Origin of the sequence: Teichococcus aestuarii (assembly GCF_042651065.1) — a bacterium.
In the GTDB taxonomy this organism is placed as follows: Bacteria; Pseudomonadota; Alphaproteobacteria; order Acetobacterales; family Acetobacteraceae; genus Pseudoroseomonas; species Pseudoroseomonas aestuarii.
On sequence record NZ_JBHSCH010000033.1, the window covers coordinates 20,262 to 46,002 of the forward strand.

General features: G+C 71.8%; 20 protein-coding genes. 11 read left to right on the forward strand and 9 right to left on the reverse strand.

The window, feature by feature from the left end:
• Positions 1 to 2: 2 nt before the first annotated feature.
• From ACFOY6_RS13660 to ACFOY6_RS13695, 8 genes are read right to left on the reverse strand one after another with little or no spacing between them, the layout of a single operon-like run.
• Positions 3 to 2,117 carry a glycosyltransferase 87 family protein gene (locus ACFOY6_RS13660; protein ID WP_379651239.1) on the reverse strand — a complete coding sequence of 705 codons (2,115 nt, stop codon included), beginning with the start codon at positions 2,115 to 2,117 and terminating at the stop codon, positions 3 to 5.
• Positions 2,108 to 2,698, reverse strand: coding sequence for a phosphatidylinositol-specific phospholipase C/glycerophosphodiester phosphodiesterase family protein (locus tag ACFOY6_RS13665; protein ID WP_109517106.1), 591 nt, complete (start codon positions 2,696 to 2,698; stop codon positions 2,108 to 2,110). Before ACFOY6_RS13665 ends, ACFOY6_RS13660 begins: the two co-directional genes overlap by 10 nt.
• Complete coding sequence (locus tag ACFOY6_RS13670) at positions 2,695 to 4,419, reverse strand: NTP transferase domain-containing protein (protein WP_379651242.1); 1,725 nt, start codon at positions 4,417 to 4,419, stop codon at positions 2,695 to 2,697. The genes ACFOY6_RS13665 and ACFOY6_RS13670 overlap by 4 nt, the downstream gene beginning before the upstream one ends.
• Before the next feature lies 1 nt (position 4,420).
• Positions 4,421 to 5,461, reverse strand: coding sequence for a class II aldolase/adducin family protein (locus ACFOY6_RS13675; protein WP_379651244.1), 1,041 nt, complete (start codon positions 5,459 to 5,461; stop codon positions 4,421 to 4,423).
• 9 nt (positions 5,462 to 5,470) lie between these two features.
• Positions 5,471 to 6,724, reverse strand: a complete 1,254-nt coding sequence (locus ACFOY6_RS13680) for a glycosyltransferase (protein WP_379651246.1) — start codon at positions 6,722 to 6,724, stop codon at positions 5,471 to 5,473.
• Positions 6,724 to 8,451 (reverse strand): GMC oxidoreductase, encoded by a 1,728-nt coding sequence (locus ACFOY6_RS13685; protein WP_379651248.1) that lies wholly within the window; start codon positions 8,449 to 8,451, stop codon positions 6,724 to 6,726. Before ACFOY6_RS13685 ends, ACFOY6_RS13680 begins: the two co-directional genes overlap by 1 nt.
• Positions 8,448 to 9,308, reverse strand: a complete 861-nt coding sequence (locus tag ACFOY6_RS13690) for an aldo/keto reductase (RefSeq protein WP_379651250.1) — start codon at positions 9,306 to 9,308, stop codon at positions 8,448 to 8,450. The genes ACFOY6_RS13685 and ACFOY6_RS13690 overlap by 4 nt, the downstream gene beginning before the upstream one ends.
• The gene (locus ACFOY6_RS13695) at positions 9,305 to 10,519 is read right to left on the reverse strand and encodes a hypothetical protein (RefSeq protein WP_379651252.1); all 1,215 of its coding nucleotides are present in this window, start codon (positions 10,517 to 10,519) and stop codon (positions 9,305 to 9,307) included. Before ACFOY6_RS13695 ends, ACFOY6_RS13690 begins: the two co-directional genes overlap by 4 nt.
• A gap of 556 nt (positions 10,520 to 11,075) precedes the next feature.
• Here ACFOY6_RS13695 and ACFOY6_RS13700 point away from each other — a divergent pair.
• The 3 genes from ACFOY6_RS13700 to ACFOY6_RS13710 all read left to right on the forward strand — a co-directional run bounded on the left by ACFOY6_RS13700 (position 11,076) and on the right by ACFOY6_RS13710 (position 16,076).
• Positions 11,076 to 13,253, forward strand: coding sequence for a GumC family protein (locus tag ACFOY6_RS13700; RefSeq protein ID WP_379651254.1), 2,178 nt, complete (start codon positions 11,076 to 11,078; stop codon positions 13,251 to 13,253).
• Positions 13,254 to 13,741: 488 nt separating this feature from the next.
• Positions 13,742 to 14,449 (forward strand): sugar transferase, encoded by a 708-nt coding sequence (locus ACFOY6_RS13705; RefSeq protein WP_109517099.1) that lies wholly within the window; start codon positions 13,742 to 13,744, stop codon positions 14,447 to 14,449.
• A 130-nt stretch (positions 14,450 to 14,579) separates the two neighbouring features.
• Positions 14,580 to 16,076: a lipopolysaccharide biosynthesis protein gene (locus tag ACFOY6_RS13710; RefSeq protein ID WP_379651256.1), complete on the forward strand. Its 1,497-nt coding sequence runs from the start codon at positions 14,580 to 14,582 to the stop codon at positions 16,074 to 16,076.
• A gap of 18 nt (positions 16,077 to 16,094) precedes the next feature.
• Here ACFOY6_RS13710 and ACFOY6_RS13715 read toward each other — a convergent pair whose 3' ends face one another.
• Positions 16,095 to 16,889: an IclR family transcriptional regulator domain-containing protein gene (locus ACFOY6_RS13715; RefSeq protein ID WP_379651258.1), complete on the reverse strand. Its 795-nt coding sequence runs from the start codon at positions 16,887 to 16,889 to the stop codon at positions 16,095 to 16,097.
• A gap of 191 nt (positions 16,890 to 17,080) precedes the next feature.
• Here ACFOY6_RS13715 and ACFOY6_RS13720 point away from each other — a divergent pair, with 191 nt between their 5' ends.
• From ACFOY6_RS13720 to ACFOY6_RS13755, 8 genes are all read left to right on the forward strand, one after another.
• Positions 17,081 to 18,403 (forward strand): CaiB/BaiF CoA transferase family protein, encoded by a 1,323-nt coding sequence (locus ACFOY6_RS13720; protein ID WP_379651260.1) that lies wholly within the window; start codon positions 17,081 to 17,083, stop codon positions 18,401 to 18,403.
• Positions 18,400 to 19,407: a tripartite tricarboxylate transporter substrate binding protein gene (locus ACFOY6_RS13725; RefSeq protein ID WP_379651262.1), complete on the forward strand. Its 1,008-nt coding sequence runs from the start codon at positions 18,400 to 18,402 to the stop codon at positions 19,405 to 19,407. The genes ACFOY6_RS13720 and ACFOY6_RS13725 overlap by 4 nt, the downstream gene beginning before the upstream one ends.
• Before the next feature lie 18 nt (positions 19,408 to 19,425).
• Positions 19,426 to 20,574, forward strand: a complete 1,149-nt coding sequence (locus tag ACFOY6_RS13730; RefSeq protein ID WP_379651264.1) for an acyl-CoA dehydrogenase family protein — start codon at positions 19,426 to 19,428, stop codon at positions 20,572 to 20,574.
• Complete coding sequence (locus ACFOY6_RS13735; RefSeq protein ID WP_379651266.1) at positions 20,574 to 21,599, forward strand: acyl-CoA dehydrogenase family protein; 1,026 nt, start codon at positions 20,574 to 20,576, stop codon at positions 21,597 to 21,599. Before ACFOY6_RS13730 ends, ACFOY6_RS13735 begins: the two co-directional genes overlap by 1 nt.
• A complete protein-coding gene (locus ACFOY6_RS13740; protein WP_379651268.1) occupies positions 21,596 to 22,390 on the forward strand; it encodes a crotonase/enoyl-CoA hydratase family protein in 795 nt (264 codons plus the stop codon). Before ACFOY6_RS13735 ends, ACFOY6_RS13740 begins: the two co-directional genes overlap by 4 nt.
• Before the next feature lie 2 nt (positions 22,391 to 22,392).
• Positions 22,393 to 23,160 carry a tyrosine-protein phosphatase gene (locus ACFOY6_RS13745; RefSeq protein ID WP_379651270.1) on the forward strand — a complete coding sequence of 256 codons (768 nt, stop codon included), beginning with the start codon at positions 22,393 to 22,395 and terminating at the stop codon, positions 23,158 to 23,160.
• A gap of 69 nt (positions 23,161 to 23,229) precedes the next feature.
• Complete coding sequence (locus tag ACFOY6_RS13750) at positions 23,230 to 24,210, forward strand: tripartite tricarboxylate transporter substrate binding protein (RefSeq protein WP_109517091.1); 981 nt, start codon at positions 23,230 to 23,232, stop codon at positions 24,208 to 24,210.
• Between the two features lie 62 nt (positions 24,211 to 24,272).
• The coding region (locus ACFOY6_RS13755; RefSeq protein ID WP_379651272.1) for an acetate--CoA ligase family protein at positions 24,273 to 25,741 on the forward strand (1,469 nt) is incomplete at its 3' end.

Sequence of the window (25,741 nt, forward strand, 5' to 3'; positions counted from 1 at the left end):
CCTCAGCGCCGCTTCGGCGTCAGCTCGGCCAGCTGCAGCAGCACGATGAGCTGCATGATGCCCGTCATGCCCGGCTGCCACACCGGGTGCCGCGCCAGCAGCTCCTCCAGGTGCGGCACGAGCTGCAGCGCGGTGAAGTGGATGTCCTCCGGCTGCACGTCGCTGCCGTCGATCACCAGCTCGGCCATCGTGTTGGCGCCGGCCTGGGTCACGTCCACCTGGGCGCCGCACAGCGCGATCAGCAGCCGCGCCAGGCGGTCCAGGCTGATGGCGCTGCGCATCCGCACGCGCAGCTTCAGCGGCATCGGGCCGGTGTAGTTGATGTCCTCCAGCAGCACGGGGTCGGCCGGCATCAGCGAGAACACCACATCCGCATGCTCGCGCTGCGGGCGGATGAAGGCCTCGTAGTCCGGCATGCGCCGCTCGATCGAGGCGAGCACCCGCTCGAGGCTGTGGCCGCGCTGGCCGACATCGCGCCGGATCTTGAAGAAGCGGCGCAGCCCCTCGTCCATGTCGAGGTAGAGCCCGACATCGAGGCATTCGCGCAGGGCGGGCGGGTAGAGGGCGTGCAGACCGGTGACCATCGCCACGTCGCTGGCCTGGATGCGGCGGGGCGGCGTGAACAGCCCCGTCGCGTGATCGTAGTGGCGGCACATGATCGGCCGCCAGGCGAGCAGCGAGAGCGCGTCCCGCGTGAAGGCCTCGAGGTCGTTGGCGCGGGGGTCGAGATGGGTGAAGGCCTGCCACAGCTTCCCCCGCCGCTCGAACAGGTGGTAGTCATCCCCCGAGATGCCGGTGACGGCGCCCTCGCCGAACAGCCCGGCCATGGCCAGGGCCAGCGTGTCCTTGCCGGTGCCGCTGTCGCCGGCGATGCCGATGGCCAGCGGGCGCTGCGAGAGGCCGAAGAAGTCGTTCTCGTCCAGGCCGCGCCGCAGCATGGTCAGGGCCAGCACGATGCCGAGCCCCATCAGCACGGAGACCATGATCGAGTTGAGCCGCAGCGCGGACATCATGTCCTCCGGCAGCAGGCTCAGCCAGCCCAGCGGCAGGCCGAGCAGCGGCACGGCCGGCGCCGCGGTGATGAGCGACTTGGCGGCGATGAGGACCACGGTGAAGGCCATCACCAGCCCGCTGGCGCGCGGGCCGGCGCGCAGCTGGAAGGTGACCAGGAAGGGAATGATCCAGAGATACCAGCCGACCGCCGAGGGGGTGAGCAGCAGCACCACCAGATAGGCCACGCCCAGCACGGTGTAGAGCAGGTCGAAGCTCATCCGCCCCACCTTCCAGGCACCGTACAGGCCCAGCAGGTAGACGACCGGCATGATGTAGAGCTTCTGGCCGGCGCCCAGCACGATGTCCACGTCCAGGATGGAGACCATGCCCGGATTGGCCACCAGCAGGCGCGGGTTGCTCGCCAGCATCTGCTGCACGGCCGGGGAGAAGAGCAGCGGCGGCACCAGCAGCAGCAGCGCCACCCCCATGCAGGCCAGCAGGAAGCCCGGAAGCGTGTCGCGATGCCGGCGGTGGCTCCACAGGAAGATCACCAGGAAGGGAACGACGGCGAGGATGCTGACCTTGGCGCCGATGCCGAGCCCCAGCACCACCCCAGCCCAGACCGGCGAATTGCGCTGCAGCAGCAGCAGGGAGAGGGCCAGCAGCAGGGTCGGCACCAGGTCCGTGTCGCCATGCCAGTAGGTGATGAACAGCACCAGCGGCGAGAGCCAGTAGAACAGCAGGACACGCTCGTCATGCCCCTCGTTCATCCGCCGCAGCACCAGCAGCAGGGCGAGGTCGGCGACCAGCAGGCTGACGCCCATGGCCATGCCCGTGAAGATCGTGCCGCTCTCGGCCAGGCGGTCCGCCAGCATGCCCGGCAGCAGGAACGGCGCATGGTACAGGTACATGACCGGGCCGTAGAAGAAATCCGGCGTCCGGCCATCCTGAAGCAGGAAGCTGGTCCAGGGGTCCAGGCTCGGCGCAGCCAGCGTCTGCGCCATGAACGGCGTGAACCAGTGGGCCTGGACCTCCGGCACCAGCAGCACGATCGCCGCGATGCGCAGGGCAAGGCCCAGCAGGAACCACCGGTCGGTCCGCAGGTCGATCGGTATCAGCGCCAAAGCTCGGGTGCTTTCGTGCAGACGGCGTGGGCGACAATGCCTTCCCGCGCCAGCAGGGCGCGCATGGCGGCGATCTCGGCCGGGTCGGTGCGGCCCTGCAGCTCCGGCGAGACGAGGCAGAGCTTCATGCCGGCATCCCGCAGCCGCGCCGCCTCCGCGCCCGAGAGGGGGAAGCGGGTGAAGCAGTCCACCCACACCCACTCCACCTTGCCGGCCAGGCTCAGCGCGGTCTCCACCGTCTCGAACTCGGAGACGCGCACGGCGCAGCGCCGCTCGCCGCGGCGGGCGGTGCGGATGAGGAAGGGGAAGGACTGGTCGAGGAAGAAGAAGTCCTCGATGCCGCGCGCGGCCATCAGGGCCAGCAGCCGGTCCTCCAGCCCCTCCTCCTTGACGTTCAGGATCAGCGTGCCGTGCCGGTAGCCGGCCAGCCATTCCTCGAAGTCCGGGGCATCGGCCACGAAGGGGTCGTGGTGGATGATCAGCCGGTCGCCCTGGCTGCGGATGTCCACCTCCACGCCCAGATCCACCGGCGTCGCGGCGAGTTGTTCGGGCGTGTTGCGGCGATGGGCGATCAGGATCATGCGCGGTCCTCCGTCTGCGGGGCGGGCTGGCGCGGCGGCGACCATTCGGGCGCCTGCACGGGGTCGGGGCGTGGCGGCTCGGGGGCGGCGTAGGCGGCCTCGAGTTCCGGCACGGCGGCGGGCGGCACGCGGCGGTCGCGCTCCAGCCGGTAGGGGTGCTGCGGCCATTTGTGGAAGCAGGACTGCCAGTAGGCGAAGCTGCGCAGCTCGTCCGGCGTGCCCCAGCCCAGGTAGTGCTCCACCTCGAACAGCGCGCAGGCCAGGCCCAGCTCCACCGCGTCGTTGATGCAGGTGTCGATGTAGAACTCGCCGTTCACCCGCGCCTGCCGGGCGATCATGCGCTCCGCCGCCGCCACGAAGTCGCGCGCCCGGCGGAAGGTGAAGGCGCCGATGACGATGGGGTCGGCGGCCGGGTCGGCCAGCGGCTCCTTCACCGCCACGCGGCGGATGCGGCCCGCCCCGTCGGCGTCGATCCAGCCATAGGATTGCGGGCGCCGCCGCGCGGCGGGATGGCCGCGCACGCCCCAGACCAGCACATCCGGCCCGCCTTCGGCCATCAGCGCGGAGAAGCGCCCGGCATCGAACAGCACGCCATTGTCGCAGGCGCCGATGGTGAGCGGCGCGTCAAGGTCCAGCCCCTCCATGCCGGCGAGGCAGGTGCTGGCCTGGCCCTCGGTCAGCTTCTCCAGCAGCACCGTCTCGGCCCCGGCGACACCCTCGGCCAGGGCGGCGGTGACGGCCTCCAGGAAGGGCAGGTCGCGGCGCAGGATGAAGCGCCGGCGCGGCGCCTCCGGCAGGTCGAGCGCCGCCTGCACCGCCATCGGGCGGCCGGAGACGGCGATCAGCGGCTTGGGCTGCTCGTAGCCGGCATCGCGGAAGCGCTGCCCGGCGCCGGCCATCGGCACCAGCACGGCGCCCGGCTGGGCGGGGGGCACCGGGGCGTCCGCCAGCGCGGTGAAGGCGCGGGACCAGCGCTGGTATTCCTCCAGGTCGGCCGGCGTGCCCCACTGCATGAAGTGCTGCAGCTCATAGACCGCGACCGGCAGCCCGTCCGCCAGGATCGGCTTGTAGACCAGGCTGGCGTAGTACTCGCCATTCACCTGGATCTGCTGCCGCATCGTCTCCTCGCAATAGTGGCGGAGCAGCTCGGCGCTGGCGAAGTAGTAGGTGCCGGAGGAGGCGTATTCCTCCATCGGCCGGTCGGTGAAGGGCTGCTTCTCCTGGATGTCGCGCACCCAGCCCTGCTCGTGCCGCAGATAGGCGTAGTAGGTGGAGCCCAGCGAATGCGGGTGGAAGCCGCGATAGGCGGGGATGGCGCCGGCGCAGCGCGTCTCGGCGGTGAAGGCCTTGAAGTCCTGCCAGTCCCAGAAGCAGGTGAAGTCGCAGTAGTTCACCACCGTGGGCTTCGCCGGGTCGAGCTGCGGCACGGCCTGCAGCACGGCGTGTACCGGCCCCAGCTTGTGCGGCGCCACGCTGACGATGCGCCCCGTCGGGCACAGGCCGCGCAGGATCTCCTCCATGCGGTAGCCCGGCTCCGCCAGGTGATCGGCGTTGCAGATGAAGGTGACGTCGGTCTCGCCCGGGAAGAGGTCGAGCACATGGGCGATGATCGGCTTGCCATCCACCTCGATGAGCGGCTTCGGCACCGGATAGCCGGCGCGCCGGAAGCGCTCCCCGAAGCCGGACATGGGGATGACGATCTGCATGCTCTGGCGGTCCATTCTACGGTTTGGCGGTGTTCAGCGACTGCCGGTATTTCTCGGCGTCCCAGTCGAGCAGCTCGGCCTCCTGCGCGGGGCTGAGCACGGTCAGCGGCGCCGCGAGGTCGAGCCGCGGCAGCACCAGGCCGAGGCAGGCGGCCATTTCCTCCGCGCCGGCGCCGAGATCCGCGCGCAGCAGCGCGCCGGCGCCGGCCACCAGCAGCAGGGCAGGGGCCGGCTCCGGCGGCTTGCGCAGCCATTCCGCGGCCTGTGCGGCGGAGAGGGTGGGGATCGGCGCGGGGCCGAGGAAGACCACGTGATCCGGGTAGAGCGCGCCGCGCGCGGCCATGCCGAAGCTCGCGGGGTCGGTCGCGGCCGCATGGGCCTCGGTGAGCTGCGCCGGGCGGTAGCGGCCGCCCGAGAGGTCGGCCAGCCGCTCCAGCAGCGCCAGGTCGGCCAGCGCCGCGGCGCGCGCGGGGGTGGCGAGGCGCCGCTCCACCGCGTCGAGGCGCGCCGCCGCCTCCTCCGGGCTGCTGCCGCCCACGACCAAGCCGTGATTGCCGAGCACCAGGATGTCCGGCGCCCCGCCGAGCCGGGCCTGCACGGCGCGGGTCAGCGGCAGGCCGGGCTTGGCGTAGGGAATCCAGGCCCAGCGCAGGCCGCCAAGGCGCTCGGCCACCAGCGCCTCGCCATCGGCGCGCGGGGCGAAGGCCAGGGCGTTCACCGAATGCACATGCAGCACCACGCGGTGCGGCAGCAGCGCATGCAGCGTGGTCTCGATGGACGGGCGCAGCGTGCCGGCGGGGTCGAGCAGGGCCGGCAGGGCGGGCTCCGCCTCATCCGCCTTCAGGCGGCGCAGCACCTCCGGCAGGTCGAGCCCGACGAAGATGGGCTGGCGCTCGGCGGCCGAAAGCCAGGTGCCGGAGGCCTTCACCCACAGCTCCCTGTCGCCGCGCTTCAGCGAGGTGTTGCCGCCCGCGCCCTGCACCAGGTCGCGGTTCGCGCCCAGGCGCGCCGAGAGGGCCGCGAGCGGCGCCAGCGCCGCGGCAAGCGAGGATGCCATGGCGGGGCTTCAGGCCTTGCCGGGCTGCGGGGCGCTCTCCAGCGCCCCGTAATCCGGCTTCGGCGTTCCCGCGCCGCGCGCCGCCGCGCTGCGCCGCTCGGCGATGGCATCGCGCAGCATCCGGCCACGCTCGCGCCAGTCGAAGGCGTGCTCGGCGGCGGTGAAGGCGTGCTCCTGGCGGCGGTTCAGCGCCGGCAGGTCGTCGATCTCGGCGATGACGCGCTGCATCAGCCTGTCCAGCTCCGGCTCCAGCAGCATCTCGCCGCTCACGCTCTCCGGCAGGCCGCTGGCGCAGGCGGTGAGCGCCGCCACGGGCACGCGGTTGAACACATATTCCAGCAGCTTCATCTTGAAGCCGCCGCCGATCGGCTCGGCCAGCACGGCCATACGCGCGCCGGCCAGGTGCGGCGCCGGGTCGTCGACGAAGCCGGTGAAGCGGGCGGCCTTGTAGCGGCCTTCCAGCTGCTGGCGCAGGTCGTCCGGCATGTCGCCGACGACGCGGATCTCGATCCCCGCCCGGGACAGCACCGGGTCCGCATGCTCGAGGAAGATGCGCAGGTTGGCCTGCTTGGCGCTCCAGCGGTAGGAGCCGAACAGCACGACGGCGCGCGGCGTCTCGGCGGTGATCTCGCGGCTCGCCACGCGCACGCCGTCATAGCCCGGCACCAGCGGCAGCATGGCCACACCCGGCGCGTTGGCGCCGAACAGCTCGGCATCGTGCTGGGTGATAGTGGTGACGAGATCGCTGCGGCGGGCGATCCAGCGCTCGAACCAGCGGGTCTTGACGTAGTTCTGGCCAAGGTAGAGGCGCTTGCCGAGGCTGGCCGTGGCATCCTGCCACTGCATCTTGGTCACGCTTTCCTCATGGTCGTGCGTGACGAAGACGAAGGCGGGGCGGCCGGCCTCGAACAGATGGCGGTGCCGCAGCACCCAGCCCATGCCGTACTGGTCCACCACCACCACCTGCCACGGGCCCTGGGCGGCGAGGTCGCGCAGCGCCGCGCGGTAGGCCGGGGTGTCGTGGCGGGCGGCGACCAGCGGCATCGGGTTGGCCAGCGCCTGCAGCCGGCCACGCGGGCCGCCGGGCACGGTATGCCAGGTGACGCCCGGGATGGCCTGCGCCGGCGCATCGCCCGCGAAGCCGGCGAAGGTGATCTCGACCCCCGCCGAGGCCAGCGCGCCAGCCAGCTTGGCGGTGTAGATTCGGTCCCCGGCCGTGAGCGGAAAGGGCAGGGTGCGGGCGAGCCAGAGGCAACGGGTCATCAGGTCAGCTCCGGGACGGCCTTGGGGGCGGGGGCGGCCTCCCGCGCGGCGCAGGCCTTCAGGTGGTCGGCCAGACGCAGGGCGAGGGCGACGATCGTCAGCGTCGGGTTGGCATGGCTGCTGGTGGGAAACACCGCGGCGCTGGCCACATAGAGATTGGGCACGCCGTGCACCGCGCAATGAGCATCCACCACGCCGTCGCGCGGCGACTCGGCCATGCGCGCCGTGCCGATATGGTGGCCGCCCACCGGGGTGGAGGCGCGCACCTCATCCTCGATGGTGGCGTCGTCGAAGGTCAGCGTGGCGGTGCCCGAGCGGGCGAAGGCGTCGCGCGCCACGCGCATGCTGCGCACCAGGCTGTCGATGTCCTGCCGGTGCAGGCGCCAGTCCACCTGCAGGCGCGGCAGGCCGTAGGCATCCCGCTCCCCGGTGAGGGTCACGCGGCTGTCGGCATTCGGCACCTGCTCGGCGTTCACGTCGAGCGGGTAGTTGCCGTCGCGCGAGCGGACGACGACGAAGGGCAGCTTGCGGCTGGCGAAGGTGCGCTTGCGCAGCCAGGCCTGGCCGAATTTCAGCACGCCCGGGCTGTCCTTCACCACATTGGCCATGTGCGACAGCCAGAAGCGCGAATCGCGTACCATGCGGCCGCGGTTGGCGATCTCGATGGTGGCCAGCTTGCGCCGGTATTCCGGCAGGATGGCGTCCTTCACCAGATACATGGCGGAGAGCACGCCGCTGCCATGCGCCGGGTCCGCGATCAGCGGGTAGTGCAGCCGGAAGATGGTGTTCAGCAGCCCCTCGCGGCGCTGGGCCGCGGCGGAGAGGCCGAATTTGCGGCGGACATAGGTGCCGTCCTCCGTCACCTCGAAATCCAGCGCCACGGGCCGGTTCGAGGGAGTCAGGCGCAGGCGGCCCAGCGTGTTCTCGGCATGGCACATGTAGTAGCGGCCCAGCGCGCCGCTCTCGTTGCCGAGACCGCCACGGCGCGACTCGTCGGAGGCCATCAGCAGCCGCGGCACTTCCAGCCCGCCCGTGGCCAGCACGTAGCGCCGCGCGCGGACGGTGAGGCCACGGCCCGGGGCGCTGGCGGCCTCCAGCCGCTGCACCGGCCCGGCCTGGCCCACCGCGCCTTCGGTCACCAGCCGCAGCGCCTGGGCGTTCAGCAGGATGCGGACCTGCCGCGCGGCGGTGAGGCGGGCGAAGGTGGACTTGCCGAAATCGGTCGGGCGGCTGAAGCGCTCCAGCCGGTCGGCGATCAGGTCCGGGTCGCTGAAGCCCTCGATGGTGGGTGGCGCACCCACCGGCAGGGCGGTGCCGACGTCATAAGCATAGGCGCCGGCCTCGCAATGCACCTGCGCCGCCGGGTAGTAGGCGGCGAGGTCGTCCCAGCCGATCGGCCAGCCGCTCCTCTCCACCCAGTCCCGCGCCTCGAGGTCGATCGGGTCGAAGGGCACGCAGCGGCCGCCCCAGATCGCCGTCGCGCCGCCGAGCACGCGGCGGCGGTACATGTGCGGCGGCGAGTGGCTGGAGCCGGGCGCCACGCTGCCCTGCAGCCCGTCCTGTAACTTGGGATCGAATTTGCGGCCGCCGGCTTCCAGCAGCAGGACCGAGAGGCCGGAATCCTCCAGCGCGCTGGCCAGCGAAAGCCCGGCGGCACCGCCGCCCACGATGCAGATATCTGCTTCCAGCGTCGTGCCGGGGGCCAGGGAAAGCGCGTCGAGGATCACGCGGAAATCTCCAGGGTTTGCCGGGCGTGGCGCAGCGCCTCGTCGAGATGGGCGGTGGAGGTGGTGCCGACCAGGGCGATGGCGTTGCGGTGGCCCAGGGCCTCGCCGATGGCGGCGGCCCGTGCCGGGGCGGAGGCGGGCTGGCCGGCGAAGATCTCGCGCAGCATCAGGCCCACGCCCTGGCTGGCGGCGGCGTCGAGCGACGGGCGCATGGATCGCGCCACGTCCAGCGGCACCTGCAGCGCTGCCACGGAGGGCACGCGCAGCGCGGCCTCCACCGTTTCGGCATCGTCGCAGGAGACGCCCCAGGCGCGCAGCTTGCCGGCCTTCACCTGCGCGTCGAGCATGGCGAAGGCCGCCCCCTCCCGCACCATCGCCGCGCTCGGGCTGTGCAGCAGGAACAGATCGATGCGATCGGTGCGCAGCCGGCGCAGGCTGGCCTCGATCGAGGATTGCAGATGCGCCGGCGAGACGTCGCGCGGCAGGGCGCCGGCGCGGCGGCTGGCGATGGCCGCCCGCAGCGCGGGCACATGCCCGGCCAGGAAGCGCAGCGGCGCCTTCACCAGGCTCGCCGCGCGCTGCGCCGGGGTGAAGCGCTGCCCCGCCTTGGTGACGAGGATGACCCCGTCGCGCCGCCCCTGCAGCGCGGCTCCGAGCAGCCGCTCGCTCTCGCCCTGGCCATAGATGTTGGCCGTGTCGAACAGGGTGACGCCGGCGTCCAGGGCGTGGCGCAGCAGGCGGAGCGCGTCATCGCCGGTGCAGCCGCCGAGGGTGGAGCCCAGCCGGCTGCATCCCAGCCCGATCGCGGAAGCCTGCAGGCCGCTGCGGTGGCCAAGCGGGAGAAGGGGAAGGGTCATGCGGCATGCCGGCTGTTGAAGGTGGGGACCCAGCTTTGGCGCTCGCGCTCCGGCAGGGCCGAGGGCTGCTTCGGCCAGACGCAGAAGACCAGGATCATGATCTGCAGCCTGGGATCGAGTAACATGCCGCCGAAAGTGAAGTAGCCGATCAGCAGCGAGGCGCTGATCCAGCGCGAGGGCGTGTTGCTGAACAGCGAGACGAAGAAGAAAGGCCAGAAGATGGCGGAGCCCATCAGGCCGTATTCGAACAGCATCTTCGCCCAGGCCGGATCATGGGCCTCATAGGCCACGAGCGGCGTGTGCTGCGCGTAGGAGCCCGGCCCGAGCCCGAAGATGACATCCCGCGCCGAGGAGAGCAGGAATTCCCCGATCAGCCAGGCGCCGGCGATGAAGCGCGCATTGGCGCTCGAATCCTCCGACTGGAACTCGTTGATCCGGTTCAGCAGGACGTCGATGTTCCAGAGGCTGCCGGTGACCACGGCCAGGACGACGAAGGCGAGGCCGCCCACGATGGCGCCGTAGGCCCGCAGATGCAGCATCAGCCAGGGCAGCACGAACAGCAGCAGGACCAGCCCGGTGCCGGAGTAGGAGGTGGGCAGGGCGATGCCGAAGGCCAGCAGCCGCAGGGTCACGCCGTAGAAGAGCAGCTCCAGCACGATGGCGATGGCCAGGTACTGGGAGAAGGTCGAAGGCTCCAGCAGGAAGAAGCCGTTGCTCTTGTAGTAGGGGGAATCCCAGGTCAGCGGGTTGGCGGTGTTGAAATTGGGCAGGAGGAAGGATTCGGGCACGAATTCGTGAAAGGTGAAGAGGTGCTCGGCGCCGATGGCGAACTGCGCAACGAACTGCGCCACGCCGCAGACGGCGCAGACCAGGACCATCTTCTGGAAGGCGCTTACGCAGCCCCTGAACACGCCGTCGGTGACGTTCAACGCCAGGGTGAAGGGGGCGTACATCACCAGCATCAGCACCATCGAGGGCAGCGAGGCGGTGCCGGCGTTCAGCGCGGTGCTGAGCGAGACGGCCGTGGCCAGCGCGAAGAAGGCCACGGTCCGCACCGGATCGAGGGTGAAGACGCCCCTGACGGCCATCACCCCCAGCACCAGGAGGGTCACCAGCAGGTTGATCGCCAGCCCATCCTCGCCGATGGGGATCGCGAAGCGCTGCAGGAAGATCGAGGCGAACAGAGCCACGACCAGACAGCGGCGCACCATCCGGGCGTCTTCGGATTCCGAGGAATCCCGCAGTCCCGGGCGAAGGGGTGGCATCATGGATGGATCTGCATCGTCAGGAGGGAGGGGCTCACGCAATCGCGCGAGAAGCCGGGCGGTTTCGGGCTTCTTCCCGATTTTTTTGCGCTGCACAAAACACTATGCTGAAAGCGGCGGGCTGAAGCTTGACCGTCGCCTTTTCCGCCACGGTCGCGCCAGCATGCAATCCTGCAGGCGGCCGATCGGGAAAACGCAGTCGGTACCAACAACATTCCGTCCTCCAGGCATGAAGTGCCGGATGCGCGACATGACAAGCGGGCGTCGGCAAGGGCCTGACACCGCGTAAAATGACGTCACGAATGCTCTAAAGAGACACATTATCATTCACCAGCCACATTCGTGTGAGGCTAGGACGATTATTTGGACAGATCGTTGAGGCTGTGTTTAGTAACGCTGCACCCTGCGGGTCTCAGCATGGCGCCGGAAAACCCGGCGCCCCGCCGCTGCCCAATGTTGGCAACCTTTGCGATTGTCCAGTGGCCTTCATGAGGCAAACCCTATGCGCCTGACCGATCTTCTCAGCCTTTTGTGGCGACGCAAAATGACGCTGGCCTTTGCGGCCCTTGTCACGGCTGTGCTGGGCTTCGTCGTTGCGAAGTCCCTGCCCGTCCGCTTCGCCAGCGAAGGCTTGCTGCTGGTCGAGAACCGCGAGCCGCCCATCCCCGAGTTGAACCAATCCGTCGCCAATGCGCCTCCCGGCATGCAGCGGATCCGGACGGAAGCGGATATCCTGCGCTCGCGCCGGCTGGCCGAGGAGGTGGTCCGCACGCTGGAACTCCATCAGAAGGAGGAGCAGGAAAGCGGCTTCTCCAAGGCCATGCAGGACGCGGGCGATTGGGCACGCGGGCTCATGGCCTCGGCGGGCCGCTGGTGGAGCGAGACGGTGGACGGCGTGCCCCCCGCCCCGGCGGAGCCGGAGCAGCCGCTCGACCGTGTCGCGCTGGCCATCGAGGAGCTGCAGCAGCGGCTCAGCATCCGCACCTCCGACAACAGCAACGTGGTGAGCGTCCGCTACCTGTCGCCCTCCCCGGACGAGGCGGCGCAGGTGGTGAACATCCTGATGGAGCGCTACATCTCCCTCGAGGTGGCCGCCAAGCGGGACACCACCCTGCAGGCCAATGAGTGGCTGACCGAGCGGCTCACCGCGCTGCGCGAGGATGTCGAGCAGGCGGACCGCAAGATCCAGGCCTTCCGGCGCGAGAGCGGCCTGCTGGAGACGGCGCAGGGCTCGCTCGGCGCCCTGCAGCTGAACGAGCAGCAGGCCCGCGTGGCGCTGGCCCGGCAGGAGCTGGCCCGCGCCCAGGCGGCGCTGGACAGCGTGATGCGCTCCGGCCTGCGCGGCAGCGCCTCCAGCGAGGCGCTGGCCTCGCCGGTGATCCAGAGCCTGCGCGACCGCGAGGCGGAGATCGTCCAGCGCGCCGCCACGCTCGGCCAGCGCCTTGGCCCGCGCCATCCCGACCGCCTGGCCGCCGAGGCCGAGCTGCGGGACCTGCAGCGGCAGATCGCCGGCGAGACCAGCCGCATCGTCACCTCGCTGCGGCGTGAGGTGGATGCCGCGCGCGACCGCCTGCAGGACGCCCAGGCCTCGCTGGCCACCACCACCACCACCGCCCGCAGCGGTGCCCAGGCCGAGGTGATGCTCGCGCAGCTGACGCGCGACGCGGAGGCGAAGCGGCAGGTCTACCAGGCCTTCCTGACCCGCACGGAGCAGACCCGCCTGGCCTCCGCCCAGTTCCCGGCGGCGCGCGTCATCTCGCCGGCCGCCGTGCCCTTCCGTCCGAACGGCCCGCCGGCCTCCGTCGTGGCGGCGTTCAGCGGCTTCATCGGCCTGTTCCTGATGGGTGGCCTGCTGGTGCTGCGCCGGATGACGCACGGCACGGTCAACTCGGTGCAGGATCTGGTGACCATCACCGGCATCCAGAATGCCGGCAGCCTGCCGGCGCTCGGCAGCGGCCGCCGCCGCCGGATGCCGGGGATGGTGATGGAGCAGGGGCAGTCCGGCATCGCCGAGACGCTGCGCGCCCTGCGCCTGACCATGCAGTCCGTGGCCGGCGGCGGGCCCGCCAACACGGTGCTGGTCACCTCGCCCGGCATCGGCGACGGCAAGAGCACCGTGGCGGCCTCCATGGCGCGCCTCTCGGCGGCCGACGGGCTGCGGGTGCTGCTGCTGGAGACCGACATGCGCCGGCCGCAGATGTCCACCATCTTCGGCGCGCCCTGGCCGGGCCGCAGCATCGAGGCGGTGCTGAACGGCGAGACGCGCTTCGAGGACGCCGTGCAGGTGGACGAGCGCTCGGGCCTGCACACCCTGCTCTCCGACCGCTCCTCGCCCAACCCGCAGGCGCTGATCGAATCCCGGCAGTTCGCCGAGCTGATCAGCCGCGCGCGGCGCGAGTACCACCTGGTGATCATGGACAGCCCGCCGGTCATGCGGGTGGCGGATGCGGTCGTGCTGTCGCAGCACGCGGACTCCGTCCTGTTCGCGGTCGGCTGGGAGCGGGCGCCACGCACCATGGTGCTGGAAGCCATCCGGCGCCTGCCGCGCTCCATGCGGGCGCGCATGGCGACGGTGCTGACGCGCGTGCGCCCCGGCCGGCTGGACCCGCTCGGCTACTATGCGGGCTACGCCAAGAGCGCTTCGCCGGATCTCAAGCGTCTGCCCGCGCCGGGCGCCTGAGCTTCCTCGGCCATCCCCATCGGCGCCGCCGGCCTCCCGCCGGCGGCGCCTTTTTCATGCAGGGGAGGGAGGAGCGCCGCCCGCCGCTTCCCTCCGGCCGCCCCGTCGCCTCGGCGGCTTGGCAGGCTTCCCCGGGGCCGCCTGGCTGTTATTTCGGCGCTACTCGTAAAATCCTCGTCAGGCAGGCGGATTTGCCTGTTTTCTCCGAAACCGTCATGTTGATGGTGCGCTGCACCATGGAATGGTAGCGCCGAAAAGGCCCTCTTTCCCCTCGTACAGATAAGAAGAAATCTGTCCCAGACCGAGGGACGACTTCAGGTTGTGGAACTCTACTGCACAACTCTCGGCTTTACTTCTTATGGACACAGACAGTTGAAAGCACTCGCAGACGCGTTTTCAAAAATATTCTATCTTAGTCAACTGTTTCGTGTATTTTTAGACGGCGAAAGACGGATACCTTACCGGCCATCTGTAACCGGAGTTGCCCAATGACCCATGCAAATTGGCCAAATAATATCCAGATCGACAATTCGACATCTCTGGATGCCCAACTCTATGGGCGGCTGGAGAGCAAGAACAGTTTCTGGCATCATGTCGCCAAGCGTTCGCTGGATATTCTGGCTTCAGGCATGGCGCTCGTTGTGCTGGCTCCGCTTTTCCTCATCGTCATGGCCATCGTGGCGGCCGATGGTGGGCCGGCCATCTTCGGCCATTCGCGCATCGGGCGCGGTGGCAGGAGCTTCCGCTGCCTGAAGTTCCGCAGCATGGTGCCGAACGCGGCCGAGGTGCTGGCGCAGCTGCTGCAGAACGATCCGGAGGCGGCGCGCCTCTGGGCCACCAGCCGCAAGCTGCCGCGCGACCCGCGCGTCACCCGCATCGGCCGCTTCCTCCGCGCCACCAGCCTCGACGAGCTGCCGCAGCTCCTCAATGTCCTGCGCGGCGACATGAGCCTGGTCGGCCCCCGCCCCGTGGTGCAGGAGGAGCTCGACCAGCACTATGGTGTGGCCGCCGCCAGCTACCTGATGGTGCGCCCCGGCATCACCGGCCTGTGGCAGATCAGCGGCCGCAGCGACACCAGCTACACCGAGCGCGTGGCGCTGGATTGCCGCTATGTGCGCGAGTTCTCCTTCTGGCGCGACCTGAAGATCCTCTTCAAGACCGTCCCGGCCGTGCTGTTCAGCCGCGGCGCCTACTGAGGCGGCGGCAGCCACCAAGGGGAACTCCGGAGATGGCTTCGCGGTATGGCGAAGCCATTTTTCGTTGCGCCCTCCGCCTTGACGCCAAGCAACATTCCCTTTGTCCAGACAAGGTTCCACGACGGACATGATGGCTCGCAACGTCCTCGCCAATCTGGTCGGAATGGCGGTCTCCATCGCGGTGCAGGCAGGGCTTGCCTTCGGCGGCTACCGGCTCGCCGGCGCCGAGCAATATGGCCTGATCGGCTTCTTCACCGTGCTGATGACGGCAGCCGCCATCTTCGATGCCGGCCTCGGCCAGACGGCGACACGGGCGGTCGCGCGCCAGCAGGTGGAGGACCCGGCCGGCACCGGCTCGCTCGTCTTCAACTTCCTGCTGATCTACCTGGCCTTGGCCACCATCCTCGTCCTCGCCGTCTGGGCGGGCTCCGGGCTGCTGGCCCGGCACTGGCTGAAGCCGCAGGACATCGAGACCTCCTATGTGGCCTCCAGCCTCGTGCTGATGGGGATTGCCATGGGCATCCAGCGCCTGCGCGGCGTGTTCCAGGCCACGCTGGAAGGGCTGGAGCGGCAGGTCACCTGCAATGTGCTGCTCGCCTCCACCGGCATCCTGCGCCTCGTCCTGGGCCTCGGCGCCCTGGCCGTGGAGCCGAGCGCGCATGCCTTCTTCTGGAGCCAGATCGCCGCCAGCATCGTCGAGACCGGCAGCTTCGCGCTGGTGGTGGCGCGCGTCGTGCCCGGCGCCTTCCGGCCGCGCCGGCTGGAGATGGCGCTGATCGGCCAGACCGTGGCCTTCGCCAGCACCAACATGGCCTCCGCCGCCACGGGCACCTTCGTGCAGATCGCCGACTCCCTCGTCATCAGCGCCATGCTGCCGCTCTCCGTCTTCGGCACCTATTCGCTGGTCTCCACCATGTGCTCGGCCATGGTGCGGCTGACCACGCCGCTCATCACCGCCACCTTCCCGCGCATGTCCGCCTATGTCCGCGGCGAGCACATCCAGGAGCTGCGGGTGCTGTTCTTCACCGCCTCGCAGGCCACCTTCGCGCTGATGCTGACGGCGGCGGGCGCGCTGGTCTTCTTCGGTGCCGCCTTCATCGAGCTGGTCAGCGGCCGGCCCGACGCGGCGCGGGAGTTCGCGCCCGTGCTGGCGGCGCTGGCCGCCGCCTATGCGCTGAGCGGCCTCTGCCGCCCCTCCCACGCCCTGCAGATGGCGGAGGGCGACCCGGCGACGGCGCTGAAGTCGAACCTCGTCACCGGCGCGCTCTACCTGCCCGCCATCCTGCTGCTGACGCCGCGCTACGGCGTCATCCTTCCGGCGCTCTGCCTGATCGGCGCCAACGGGCTGGCCTTCGTGATCTTCACCGCCACGGCCTTCCGCAACCGGCTGAAGGGGCTCGCCGGGCGCTGGCTGCGCAGCAGCGTGCTGCCGCAGCTGGTGGCGGTCGGCCTCGCCTACGGGCTGGTGCGCTTCGTCACGCCGGAGAGCCTGCCGCTGCTGACGCGCCTGGCGATCGCGGTGGGCGCCTCGGGGCTGGCCCTCGCGGCCGCCGTGCTGGCGAGCGACCATCTGCGGGTGCACCTGCCCGGCCTGCGGCGCGGCAGGGGCGCCCAGGCGCGGGCCTGACTCCGGGCGGGGGCGCCGTCAGCCGGGGCGCTTCAGGCCGCTCAGGGCCTCGGCCAGCTCCCGCGCCGCCTGCTGCAGCGCCGGCAGCAGCTTCTGCACGACGCTCCCCTGGTCGATGGCGTCGCGCAGATACATCAGGTTCAGCGCGGCGATGGCCACGCCTCCCTCCAGCACCGGCACGCCGATGGCGCTGGCCATCCCGCCATAGTCGCGCGCCGCATAGGCCTCATCCATCCCGGCATAGCCCTCGGTGCGGATGCGGTGCAGCAGGGCTTCCAGCGCCGCCGGCTGCCGGGCGGGCTCGTTCCAGGGCTCGGGCAGGCGGGCGGCGCGTTCCAGCGCCTGGCGCCGGTCCGCCTCGCTGCAATGGGCGAGATAGGCAAGGCCGAGCGAGGTGGCCAGGATCGGCGCGCGGAAGCCGGGCCGGCGCTCGAACAGGAAGCGCCCGCCCTCGCCGCGGCTGGTGTGCACCACCACCATGGCATCGCCGTCGAACACGCCGATATCGGAGGGCCAGCCGATGCCGCGCCGCAGCCGCGTCATCACCGGCGTGGCGGCAAGCCCGACCTCGCGTTGCAGCTCATAGCCGGCGCTCAGTTCCAGGGTGCGGCCCGTGGGGAGGTAGCGCGGCTGGCCTGGCTGGCGCGCCACGAAGCCGGCATGGATCAGCGTCTCCAGCATCCGCACCACGGTGGGCTGGTTCAGGCCGGTCGCCTCATGGATCTCGCGCACCGTGGCGCTGCGCAGGTGGTTCACCGCCCGCAGCACCTCCAGGCCCCGCAGCACGGCGGTGACAGGCTCGTAGGAGGGCATGCCCGGTGGACTCCTCGCAAAGACGGCCGGCTTCAAGGAAAGCCCCAGGCCAGCCGATTCCCGGTTCACGGCCCGGGAGGGGCGTGTCATAGTCCCTATGAAACGTCATTTCAAACAATGAAACTCTGCCTCGGATGCAGAACCGCGCGCCATCTTGCACGAGGCGCCGCAGGCCAGGGAGGAGACGCCGCATGCGCCATCACGCGCCCGCGGAGGAGTCCGTGAACGGGGAAGGGGAGGGCGCCGCCGCGCCGGGACCGCTGGCCGGGCTGAAGGTGCTGGACCTCTCCCGCGTGCTGGCGGCGCCCTGGGCCACCCAGGTCCTGGGCGACCTCGGCGCCGAGGTGCTGAAGGTGGAGCAGCCCGGCGGCGGCGACGACACCCGCCGCTGGGGCCCGCCCTTCCTGGAGGATGGCTCCGAGCGGCCGGACGCGGCCTACTACCTCTGCGCCAACCGCAACAAGCAGTCCCTCGCCATCGACTTCGCCCGGCCGGAGGGTGCCGCGCTGGTCCGCCGCCTCGCCCTGCAGGCGGACATCCTGGTGGAGAATTTCCGCACGGGCGGCCTGGAGAAGTACGGGCTGGACAAGGCCACGCTCTGCGCCGCCAACCCGCGGCTGATCTACTGCTCCATCACCGGCTTCGGCCATACCGGCCCTTATGCCCAGCGTGGCGGCTACGATTTCCTGATCCAGGGCATGAGCGGCCTGATGAGCATCACCGGCCGGCCCGATGGCGCGCCGGGCGCCGGGCCGATGAAGGTGGGCCTGCCGGTGAGCGACCTCTTCACCGGCCTCTATGCCACCATCTCCATCCTGGCGGCCCTGCGCGAGCGTGACCGCAGCGGTCAGGGCCAGCATCTCGACTGCGCGCTGCTCGACAGCCAGCTTGCCCTGCTGGTCAACCAGGGGATGAACTACCTGGTGGGCGGCGCGGTGCCGCAGCGGCTCGGCAACGACCATCCCAACGTGGTGCCCTACCGGGACTTCGCCGCGGCGGACGACTACGTCATCGTCGCCTGCGGCAATGACGGGCAGTTCCGCGCGCTCTGCCAACTGCTCGGCCTGGACGAGATGGCCGAGGACCCGCGCTACGCGACCAATGCCGGCCGCGCGCGCGAGCGGCGGACGCTGGAGCTGGCGCTGGCCAAGGCCATCGCCCCCTGGAAGGCGGCCGACCTGCTGGCCGCCATGGCGAAGGCCGGCGTGCCCGGCGGCCCCATCAACACCATCGACCAGGTGCTGGCCGACCCGCAGGTGGCGGCGCGCGGCCTGCTGCAGGCCATGCGCCGCGCCGATGGCACGGCGCTGACGGTGATCGGCTATCCCGGCCGGTTCTCCCGCACGCCGCCCAGCTACCGCCAGGCGCCGCCCTGGCTGGGCCAGGACACCGAGGCGGTGCTGGCGGGCACGCTGGGTCTTGAGCCCCGGGAGATCGCGCGCCTGCAGGCGGCGGGCGTGGTGCAGTGCGCCGTGCCCCGTGCCGCGCGTCAAGATGTGGAGTTGCCGGCATGACGTCCTCTCCGCTCGTCGGGCGCCGCGCCCTGCTGGCCGCCGCCACCTTGCCCGCGGCCCTCGCGGCCAATCCTGCCGCCCAGGCCCAGGGTCATGCCCAGGCTCATGCCTGGCCGCAGCGTCCCGTCCGGCTGATCATCCCCTTCCCGCCCGGCGGCCCGACCGACATCGTCGCGCGCGTGCTGGCCGAGCGGATCGGCCGCGAGATCGGCCAGGCCGTGGTGGCCGAGAACCGGCCCGGGGCCAATGGCAACATCGGCAACGACGCCGTGGCCAAGGCGGAGCCCGACGGCTACACGGTGCTCTACAACACCTCCTCCATCGCGCTCAGCCCGGCGCTCTATGCCCAGCTGCCCTATGACGCGCTGCGCGACCTGCGGCCCGTGGCGCTGACGGCCACCATCCCGCTGGTGCTGGCGGTGAACGCCGAGCTGCCGGTGCGGGACGTGGCGGGCTTCGTCGCGCATCTCAGGGCACGGCCGGGGCAGCTCACCTATGGGTCGGCGGGCAATGGCAACGTCACCCATCTCGCCGCCTTCATGCTGCTGCGCGCCCAGGGGCTCGAGGCGGTGCACGTGCCCTATCGCGGCAGCGCGCCGGCGCTGCTGGATGCCGCCGCCGGCCGCGTGCAGTTCCTCACCGACACGGTGAATTCCGCCCTTCCGCTGATCCGCGATGGCCGCCTGCGGGCGCTGGCCGTCACCAGCCCGCGCCGCATCGCGCCGCTGCCCGATGTGCCGGCCCTGGCGGAGACCCTGATGCCCGGCTTCGAGGTGGGAGCCTGGCAGGGGATGATGCTGCCTGCGCGCACGCCGGAGGCCATCGTTGCCCGGCTGAACGGCGCCGTTCTGGCCGCCCTGGCCGATGCCGATGTGCGCGCCCGCCTCGCCGGCCAGGGTACCGAGCCGCTGGGCGGCACGCCGGAATCCTATGGCGCGTATCTGCGTTCCGAGACGGCCCGCTGGGGCAGGGTCATCGCCGAGAGCGGCGTCCGGCTGGACTGAAGGGAAGACAACGAAGCCATGCTCGCCGCCCTGCCGCTGTCCGCCATCCCGGCCGAGGACGAGGCGCTGCGCCCGGCCATCCGCGCCTTCCTGGCGGAGCAGGTGCCGCAGATCCCGCCCGAGCGGCGCGCCCGCTCCTGGATGGGGTTCGATGCCGGCTTCAGCCGCGCCCTGGGCGGGCAGGGCTGGCTCGGCCTCACCTTCCCGGAGGAATATGGCGGCGCCGGCCGCGGCCCCTTCGCCCGCTATGTGCTGGTGGAGGAGCTGCTCGCCGCCGGCGCCCCCGTCTCCGCCCACTGGATCGCCGACCGGCAGAGCGGGCCGCTGATCCTGCGCTTCGGCACGGAGGCGCAGCGGCGCTTCCACCTGCCGCGCATCTGCCGCGGCGAGAGCTTCTTCTGCATCGGCATGAGTGAGCCGGACACCGGCTCGGACCTCGCCAGCGTCAGCACCCGGGCGGTGCGCGAGGCGGGCGGCTGGCGGCTGAACGGCGCCAAGATCTGGACCACCAACGCGCACCACTCGCATTACATGATCGCGCTGGTGCGCAGCTCCGGCACGGCGCAGGACCGGCACAAGGGGCTGTCGCAGTTCATCATCGACCTCTCGCTGCCCGGCGTGCGCATCAGCCCGATCCGCGACCTGGCGGGCGACGCGCATTTCTCCGAGGTGGTGTTCGAGGATGTGCTGCTGCCGGAGGACGCGCTGGTCGGCGAGGAGGGCGCCGGCTGGGCGCAGGTGAATGCCGAGCTGGCCTTCGAGCGCAGCGGGCCGGAGCGCGTGCTCTCCTCCGCCGTGCTGCTCGACGAATGGATCGGCTGGCTGCGGGCGGGGGCGACGGACGCGGCCTCCACCGCGCTGCTCGGGCGGCTGCTCGGGCATCTGGCCGTGCTGCGCGCCATGTCGGTGGCCGTGACGGACCGCCTGGTGCGCGGTGAGAGCCCGGTGGTGGAGGCGGCGCTGGTGAAGGATCTCGGCACCGAGTTCGAGCAGGCTGTCCCCGCCCTGCTGGAGGACCGGCTGGGCGCCGACCCGGCGCGCGAGCCGCCCGCCGCGCTGCTGCGCGCCCTGGCCTATACCAGCGCCATGGCGCCCTCCTATTCGCTGCGCGGCGGCACACGGGAAATCCTGCGCGGCATGATCGCGCGCGGCATGGGATTGCGCTGATGGACGCCGTGATGACCGACGACCTGCTGGCCCGGGCCGCGGCGGAGCTGTTCGCGCGCCATGCCGCCCCCGCCGCCGTGCGGGCCATCCAGGAGGGCGGCCCCGCCGATGCGCTGTGGGCCGCGGTGGAGGAGGCCGGCTTCGCCGACGCGCTGGTGCCGGAGGCGGCCGGCGGCGCCGGGCTCGCGCTGTCCGAGGCGCTGCCCGTGCTGCTGGCCGCCGGCCGCGCCGCGGCCCCGCTGCCGCTGGGCGAGACCATGCTCGCCCGCGCTGCCCTGGCCGGCGCCGGGCTGGAGGTGCCGCCCGGCCCCATCCCGCTGGCCGAGGCGCTGCAGGGCGAAGTGCCGCGCGGCCGGATGGCGGCGGCGGGGCCGGCGGCCTGGGTGCTGCTGCCCCGGCCGGAGGGCGGCGCGTGGCTGCTGCCCGCCGACGGCGCCACGCGGGAGGACAGTTCCTCCTATGGCGCTGTGCTGCGCTGGGCCTCGGCCGGGAATGCGCGCGCGCTGCCGCAAGCGGACTGGCTGGCCGCCGGCGCCTTCGCCACACTGGCCGGCATGGCCGGCGCGCTGGAGCGCATGCTGGAGGAGACGGTGCGCTATGCCGGGGAGCGCCGCCAGTTCGGCCGCCCCATCGCCGCCTTCCAGGCCGTGCAGCAGCAGATCAGCCTGATGACGGAGGATGTCTTCGCCGCGCGCATCGCCGCCCAGCTCGCGGCGCTGCCGGGCGGATCGGGCGTGGCGGGGCTCGACACGGCGCGCGTCGCCGCCGCCAAGGCGCGCATCGGCGAGGCAGCCTCGCGCGCCGCCGGCATCGCGCATGCGGTGCACGGCGCCATGGGCATCACTGCCGAGGTGGACCTGCATCTCTGGACCGGGCTGCTGCACCGGGGCAGGCTGCGCTTCGGGGCCGAGGGCCACTGGAATGCCTGGCTGGGCGCCGAGTTCCTGCGCGGGGCCGAGGCCGAATCCCTGGCCTTCGTGCGCGCCCGGCTCGCGCCCCCGCCGCTTGAGGAGACGACGCCTTGAACGACTTCCTGACCATCGCCCGCGACGGCCCCATCGTCACCCTGACGATGAACATGCCGGAGAAGCGCAACGCGCTCTCCATCGAGGGCGGCAGCACCGAGGCCTTCACCGAGGCCTGCGCCTGGATCGCCGCCGAGCGCGACGTGCGCGCGGTGATTCTGACCGGCGCCGGCAGCGCCTTCTCGGCCGGCGGCGACCTCAAGGCGATGCGCGACCGCTACGGCATGCCGCCGGCCGAGATCCGCGACAGCTACCGGCGGGGAATCCAGAAGATCCCGCTGGCGCTCTACGAGCTCGACGTGCCGACCATCGCCGCGGTGAACGGCCCGGCGATCGGCGCGGGGCTCGACCTCGCCTGCATGTGCGACATCCGCATCGGCGCCGAAAGCTCCTCCTATGCCGAGAGCTTCGTGAGCGTCGGCATCGTGCCGGGCGATGGCGGGGCTTGGCTGCTGCCGCGCGCCGTGGGGCAGTCGATGGCCGCCGAGATGGCCTTCACCGGCGACCGGCTGGACGCGAAGGCGGCGCTGGCCTGCGGCCTGATCTCCCGCGTGGTGCCGGACGACCTGCTGATGGAGGAGGCGCGCTCGCTGGCGGCGCGCATCGCCCGCAACCCGCCGCAGGTGCTGCGCCTGACCAAGCGGCTGCTGCGCGAGGGGCAGCACATGCGCCTCTCCTCGCTGCTGGAGCTTTCCGCCGCCTACCAGGCGCTGGCGCACAGCACGGAGGACCACCGCGAGGCGCTGCAATCCTGGTTCGAGAAGCGCCCCGCGCAGTTCCAGGGGCGGTGAGCATGGACCACGCCGCCGCCCGCGATGAGGTGCTGCCGCGCCGCGTGCTGCTGGAGGGCTGCACCAACCTGCGCGACCTCGGCGGCTACCGCGCCGCCGATGGGCGGCGGGTGCGCTTCGGGCAGGTGTTCCGCGCCGCCGCGCTGCATGCGCTGACCGAGGCCGATCTCGTGCTGCTGGGGCGGCTCGGCCTGCGCACGGTGTGCGACCTGCGCGGCGAGAAGGAGCGCGCCCGCGCCCCCTCCCGCCTGCCGGAAGGCGGGCCGGAGGTCGTGCCGCTGCCGATCGAGCCCACCGTCGGCGCCGCGCTGCGCGACATCCTGGCGCGCGCCGAGGCGACAGGCGAGGATGTGGTGGGGCTGCTGGGGCAGGCCTACCAAGCCTACGCCACCAGCAAGCTGCCGCAGTACCGTGCGCTGTTCGGCCTGCTGCTGCAACCGGAGCGGCGGCCGCTGGTGTTCCACTGCTCGGCGGGGAAGGACCGCACCGGCTTCGGCGCCGCCCTGCTGCTGACGGCGCTCGGCGTGCCGCGCGAGACCATCCTGGAGGACTACCTCGCCACCAACCGCTTCTGGGACGGCCACGCCGCGCTGCCGCCCGGCACGCCGCCCGCCGTCTCCGAGGCGCTGAAGCGCGCCCACGCGCCACTGCTGGAGGCGGCGCTGGCCACGGCGCTGCGCGGCCACGCGGATACCGACGCCTTCCTCGAGGCCGCGCTGGGGCTGGACGCGCCCCGCCGCGCCGCGCTGCGCGACAGCCTGCTCGAATAGGCGCGGCACCACAGACCACCCGCCAGCGGCCGCCGCCTGAATGAGCGGCCGCGGCAACAGGAGGACACCATGGAAAGACGAGATGTTCTGCGGGCGGCCACCGCCCTGGCGCTAGGCGGTGCCGCCGCCGCCCGGCCGCGCCCGGCCCGCGCGGCGGCCTTCCCGACGCGGCCGGTGACCATCGTGGTCCCCTTCCCGCCGGGCGGCTCCACCGACGTCGCGGCCCGCACCATGGCGGACAGCATGGCGCCCCTGCTGGGGCAGCCGGTGATCATCGAGAACAAGCCCGGCGCGCAGACCATCATCGGCGCCGAGGCGGTGGCCCGCGCGGCGCCGGACGGGCACACGCTGCTGATGTCCTCCGGCACCACGCTGACGCTGAACCCGCTGCTGCCGGACCGGCTGCCCTACAAGCCGGAGGATTTCGCGCCCGTCGTGCTGGTCTCCAAGCTGCCCTTCGCCGTGGCGGTGAAGAGCGGGCTGCCGAAGACCATCCCCGAATTCGTCGCGCTGGCGAAGAAGCAGCCGGGCAAGCTGAACTACGGCTCCAACGGCCCCACCAGCTTCAACAACATCGCCGCCATCGTCGCCTTCGAGGGGATGGGCATCCGGCTGACCGAGGTGACCTATCGCGGCGATTCCCAGCAGCTCACCGACCTGCTGGGCGGCACGCTGGACGCCATCGTGGTGGGCGGCAGCTCCGGCCTCAACGCGCACCGCTCGGGCCGCGCCCACATCATCGGCTGGACGGGCGAGCAGCGCGTGGCGGCGACGCCCGACATCCCCAACTTCTCCGAGTTCGGCCCGAACATGGTGGCGCAGACCTGGTTCGGCCTGCTCGCCCCCGCCCGCACCCCGCCCGAGGCCGTGGCGGCGCTGAACGCCGCCGCGCTGAAGGCCATGGAAGCGCAGGCGCTGCGCGAGCGGCTGCTGGCGGAGGCGCAGTACGTCGCAGGCGGCTCGCCGGAGGATTTCGCCACCTTCCTGCGCACCGAGATGGAGCGCTGGCGCCCGCTGGTGCAGCGCCTCGCCGCCACGGCACCCCGCTAGGGGTGCCCGCCGGCCGGGCGCCGCCGCCCGGCCGGACCAAGAAGCCCGAGAGTCTGGACACGATGCCCGAAGCCCACTTCCTCGCCCCCCGCCCGCTCTACCGCGCGGCCGATCTGCGCCCGCTGCTCTCGCCACGGAGCATCGCCGTGGTCGGCGCCTCGGCCCGCAAGGGCTCCTTCGGCGAGCGCACGGTGCACCACCTCTCCGGCTTCACCGGCCGGCTGCACCTGGTGAATGCGCGCTACGACCGGTTGGGCGAGCGCCCCTGCCACCCCAGCCTCACCGCCCTGCCGGAGGCGCCGGACCTCGTGGTGGCCGCCACGCCGCTGGAGGCCGCCGAGGCGGTGCTGGAGGAGTGCATCGCCCTCGGCACGGGCGCGCTGGTGCTCTACGCGGCGGGCTTCGCCGAGACGGGGCGCGCGGAGCGGGTGGAATTGCAGGCGCGGCTGGTGGCGCGGGCGCGGCAGGGCGGGGTGCGGCTGGTCGGGCCGAACTGCCTCGGCGTGGTGGACTATGCGAGCGGTGCCGGCGCCAGCTTCATGACGGTGCCGCGCCCGGCGCGGCCGCTCGGCGGCCCGGCCATCGGCATCGTCAGCCAGTCGGGCAATCTGGGCTTCGCGCTGGCGCAGGCCACCGAGGCGGGGGTGGCCATCGGCCGCATCCTCACCTGCGGCAACTCGGCCGATGTCGATGTGGCCGACTATGTGGCGGCCCTGGCCGAAGATCCCGCCTGCTCGGCCATCGCCCTGCTGTTCGAGGGCATGGCGGACCCGCGCCGCCTGCTGGAGGCCGCCGAACTGGCCTGGGCCAACGACAAGCCGCTGGTGGTGCACAAGCTGGCCACCGGCGCCAGCGGGGCGGAGGCCGCGCTCTCCCACACCGGCTCGCTGGCGGGGTCGGACGCCGCCTATCGCGCCGCCTTCGCGCGCAGCGGCGCGGTGATGGCCGAGCAATACGAGGGGCTGCTGGAACTGGCAGGCTTTCTGGCCAAGGCGCCGGCGCCGCGCGCGGCGGGGGTGGCGGTGGTCTCCACCTCAGGCGGCTCGGCCATCATGGCGGCGGACCGGGCGGAGGCGCGCGGCATCGCCATGCCGCAGCCGGGCGAGGCGGCGCGCGCCGTGCTGGAGGCGCGCATCCCGGAGTTCGGCTCCGCCCGCAACCCCTGCGACGTGACGGCGCAGGTGCTGACCGACCCGGAATCGCTCCGCGCCTGCGCCGGCGCGCTGCTGGCCGACCCCGCCTTCGGCACGCTGATCCTGCCCAATGGCTATGCCTACGACACCGCCACGCCGCGCTTCGCCATGCTGAACGAGCTTGCCGCCGAGCATGGCAAGCCGGCCTGCGTGGTCTGGACCAGCCAGTATCTCGAAGGCCCCGGCGCGCGGGAGGCGGAGGCGCAGCCGCATGTGGCGCTGTTCCGCTCGATGGACCGCTGCATGGCGGCGATCGGTGCCTGGCAGGCGCGCGGGGCGCTCCGCGCGGCGGGCGCCCCCGACCGCCGCCGTGCCGCCCCCGAAGGCGCCGCCGGGGC

Coding starts and splice junctions, on each gene's coding strand:
- ACFOY6_RS13700 (WP_379651254.1), top strand. CDS start 11,076: ATGCGCCTGACCGATCTTCTCAGCCTTTTGTGGCGACGCAAAATGACG.
- ACFOY6_RS13705 (WP_109517099.1), top strand. CDS start 13,742: ATGACCCATGCAAATTGGCCAAATAATATCCAGATCGACAATTCGACA.
- ACFOY6_RS13735 (WP_379651266.1), top strand. CDS start 20,574: ATGGACGCCGTGATGACCGACGACCTGCTGGCCCGGGCCGCGGCGGAG.
- ACFOY6_RS13690 (WP_379651250.1), bottom strand. CDS start 9,308: ATGACCCTTCCCCTTCTCCCGCTTGGCCACCGCAGCGGCCTGCAGGCT.
- ACFOY6_RS13720 (WP_379651260.1), top strand. CDS start 17,081: ATGCGCCATCACGCGCCCGCGGAGGAGTCCGTGAACGGGGAAGGGGAG.
- ACFOY6_RS13710 (WP_379651256.1), top strand. CDS start 14,580: ATGGCTCGCAACGTCCTCGCCAATCTGGTCGGAATGGCGGTCTCCATC.
- ACFOY6_RS13745 (WP_379651270.1), top strand. CDS start 22,393: ATGGACCACGCCGCCGCCCGCGATGAGGTGCTGCCGCGCCGCGTGCTG.
- ACFOY6_RS13695 (WP_379651252.1), bottom strand. CDS start 10,519: ATGGTGCGCCGCTGTCTGGTCGTGGCTCTGTTCGCCTCGATCTTCCTG.
- ACFOY6_RS13725 (WP_379651262.1), top strand. CDS start 18,400: ATGACGTCCTCTCCGCTCGTCGGGCGCCGCGCCCTGCTGGCCGCCGCC.
- ACFOY6_RS13680 (WP_379651246.1), bottom strand. CDS start 6,724: ATGACCCGTTGCCTCTGGCTCGCCCGCACCCTGCCCTTTCCGCTCACG.
- ACFOY6_RS13665 (WP_109517106.1), bottom strand. CDS start 2,698: ATGATCCTGATCGCCCATCGCCGCAACACGCCCGAACAACTCGCCGCG.
- ACFOY6_RS13670 (WP_379651242.1), bottom strand. CDS start 4,419: ATGGACCGCCAGAGCATGCAGATCGTCATCCCCATGTCCGGCTTCGGG.
- ACFOY6_RS13715 (WP_379651258.1), bottom strand. CDS start 16,889: ATGCCCTCCTACGAGCCTGTCACCGCCGTGCTGCGGGGCCTGGAGGTG.
- ACFOY6_RS13750 (WP_109517091.1), top strand. CDS start 23,230: ATGGAAAGACGAGATGTTCTGCGGGCGGCCACCGCCCTGGCGCTAGGC.
- ACFOY6_RS13730 (WP_379651264.1), top strand. CDS start 19,426: ATGCTCGCCGCCCTGCCGCTGTCCGCCATCCCGGCCGAGGACGAGGCG.
- ACFOY6_RS13675 (WP_379651244.1), bottom strand. CDS start 5,461: ATGGCATCCTCGCTTGCCGCGGCGCTGGCGCCGCTCGCGGCCCTCTCG.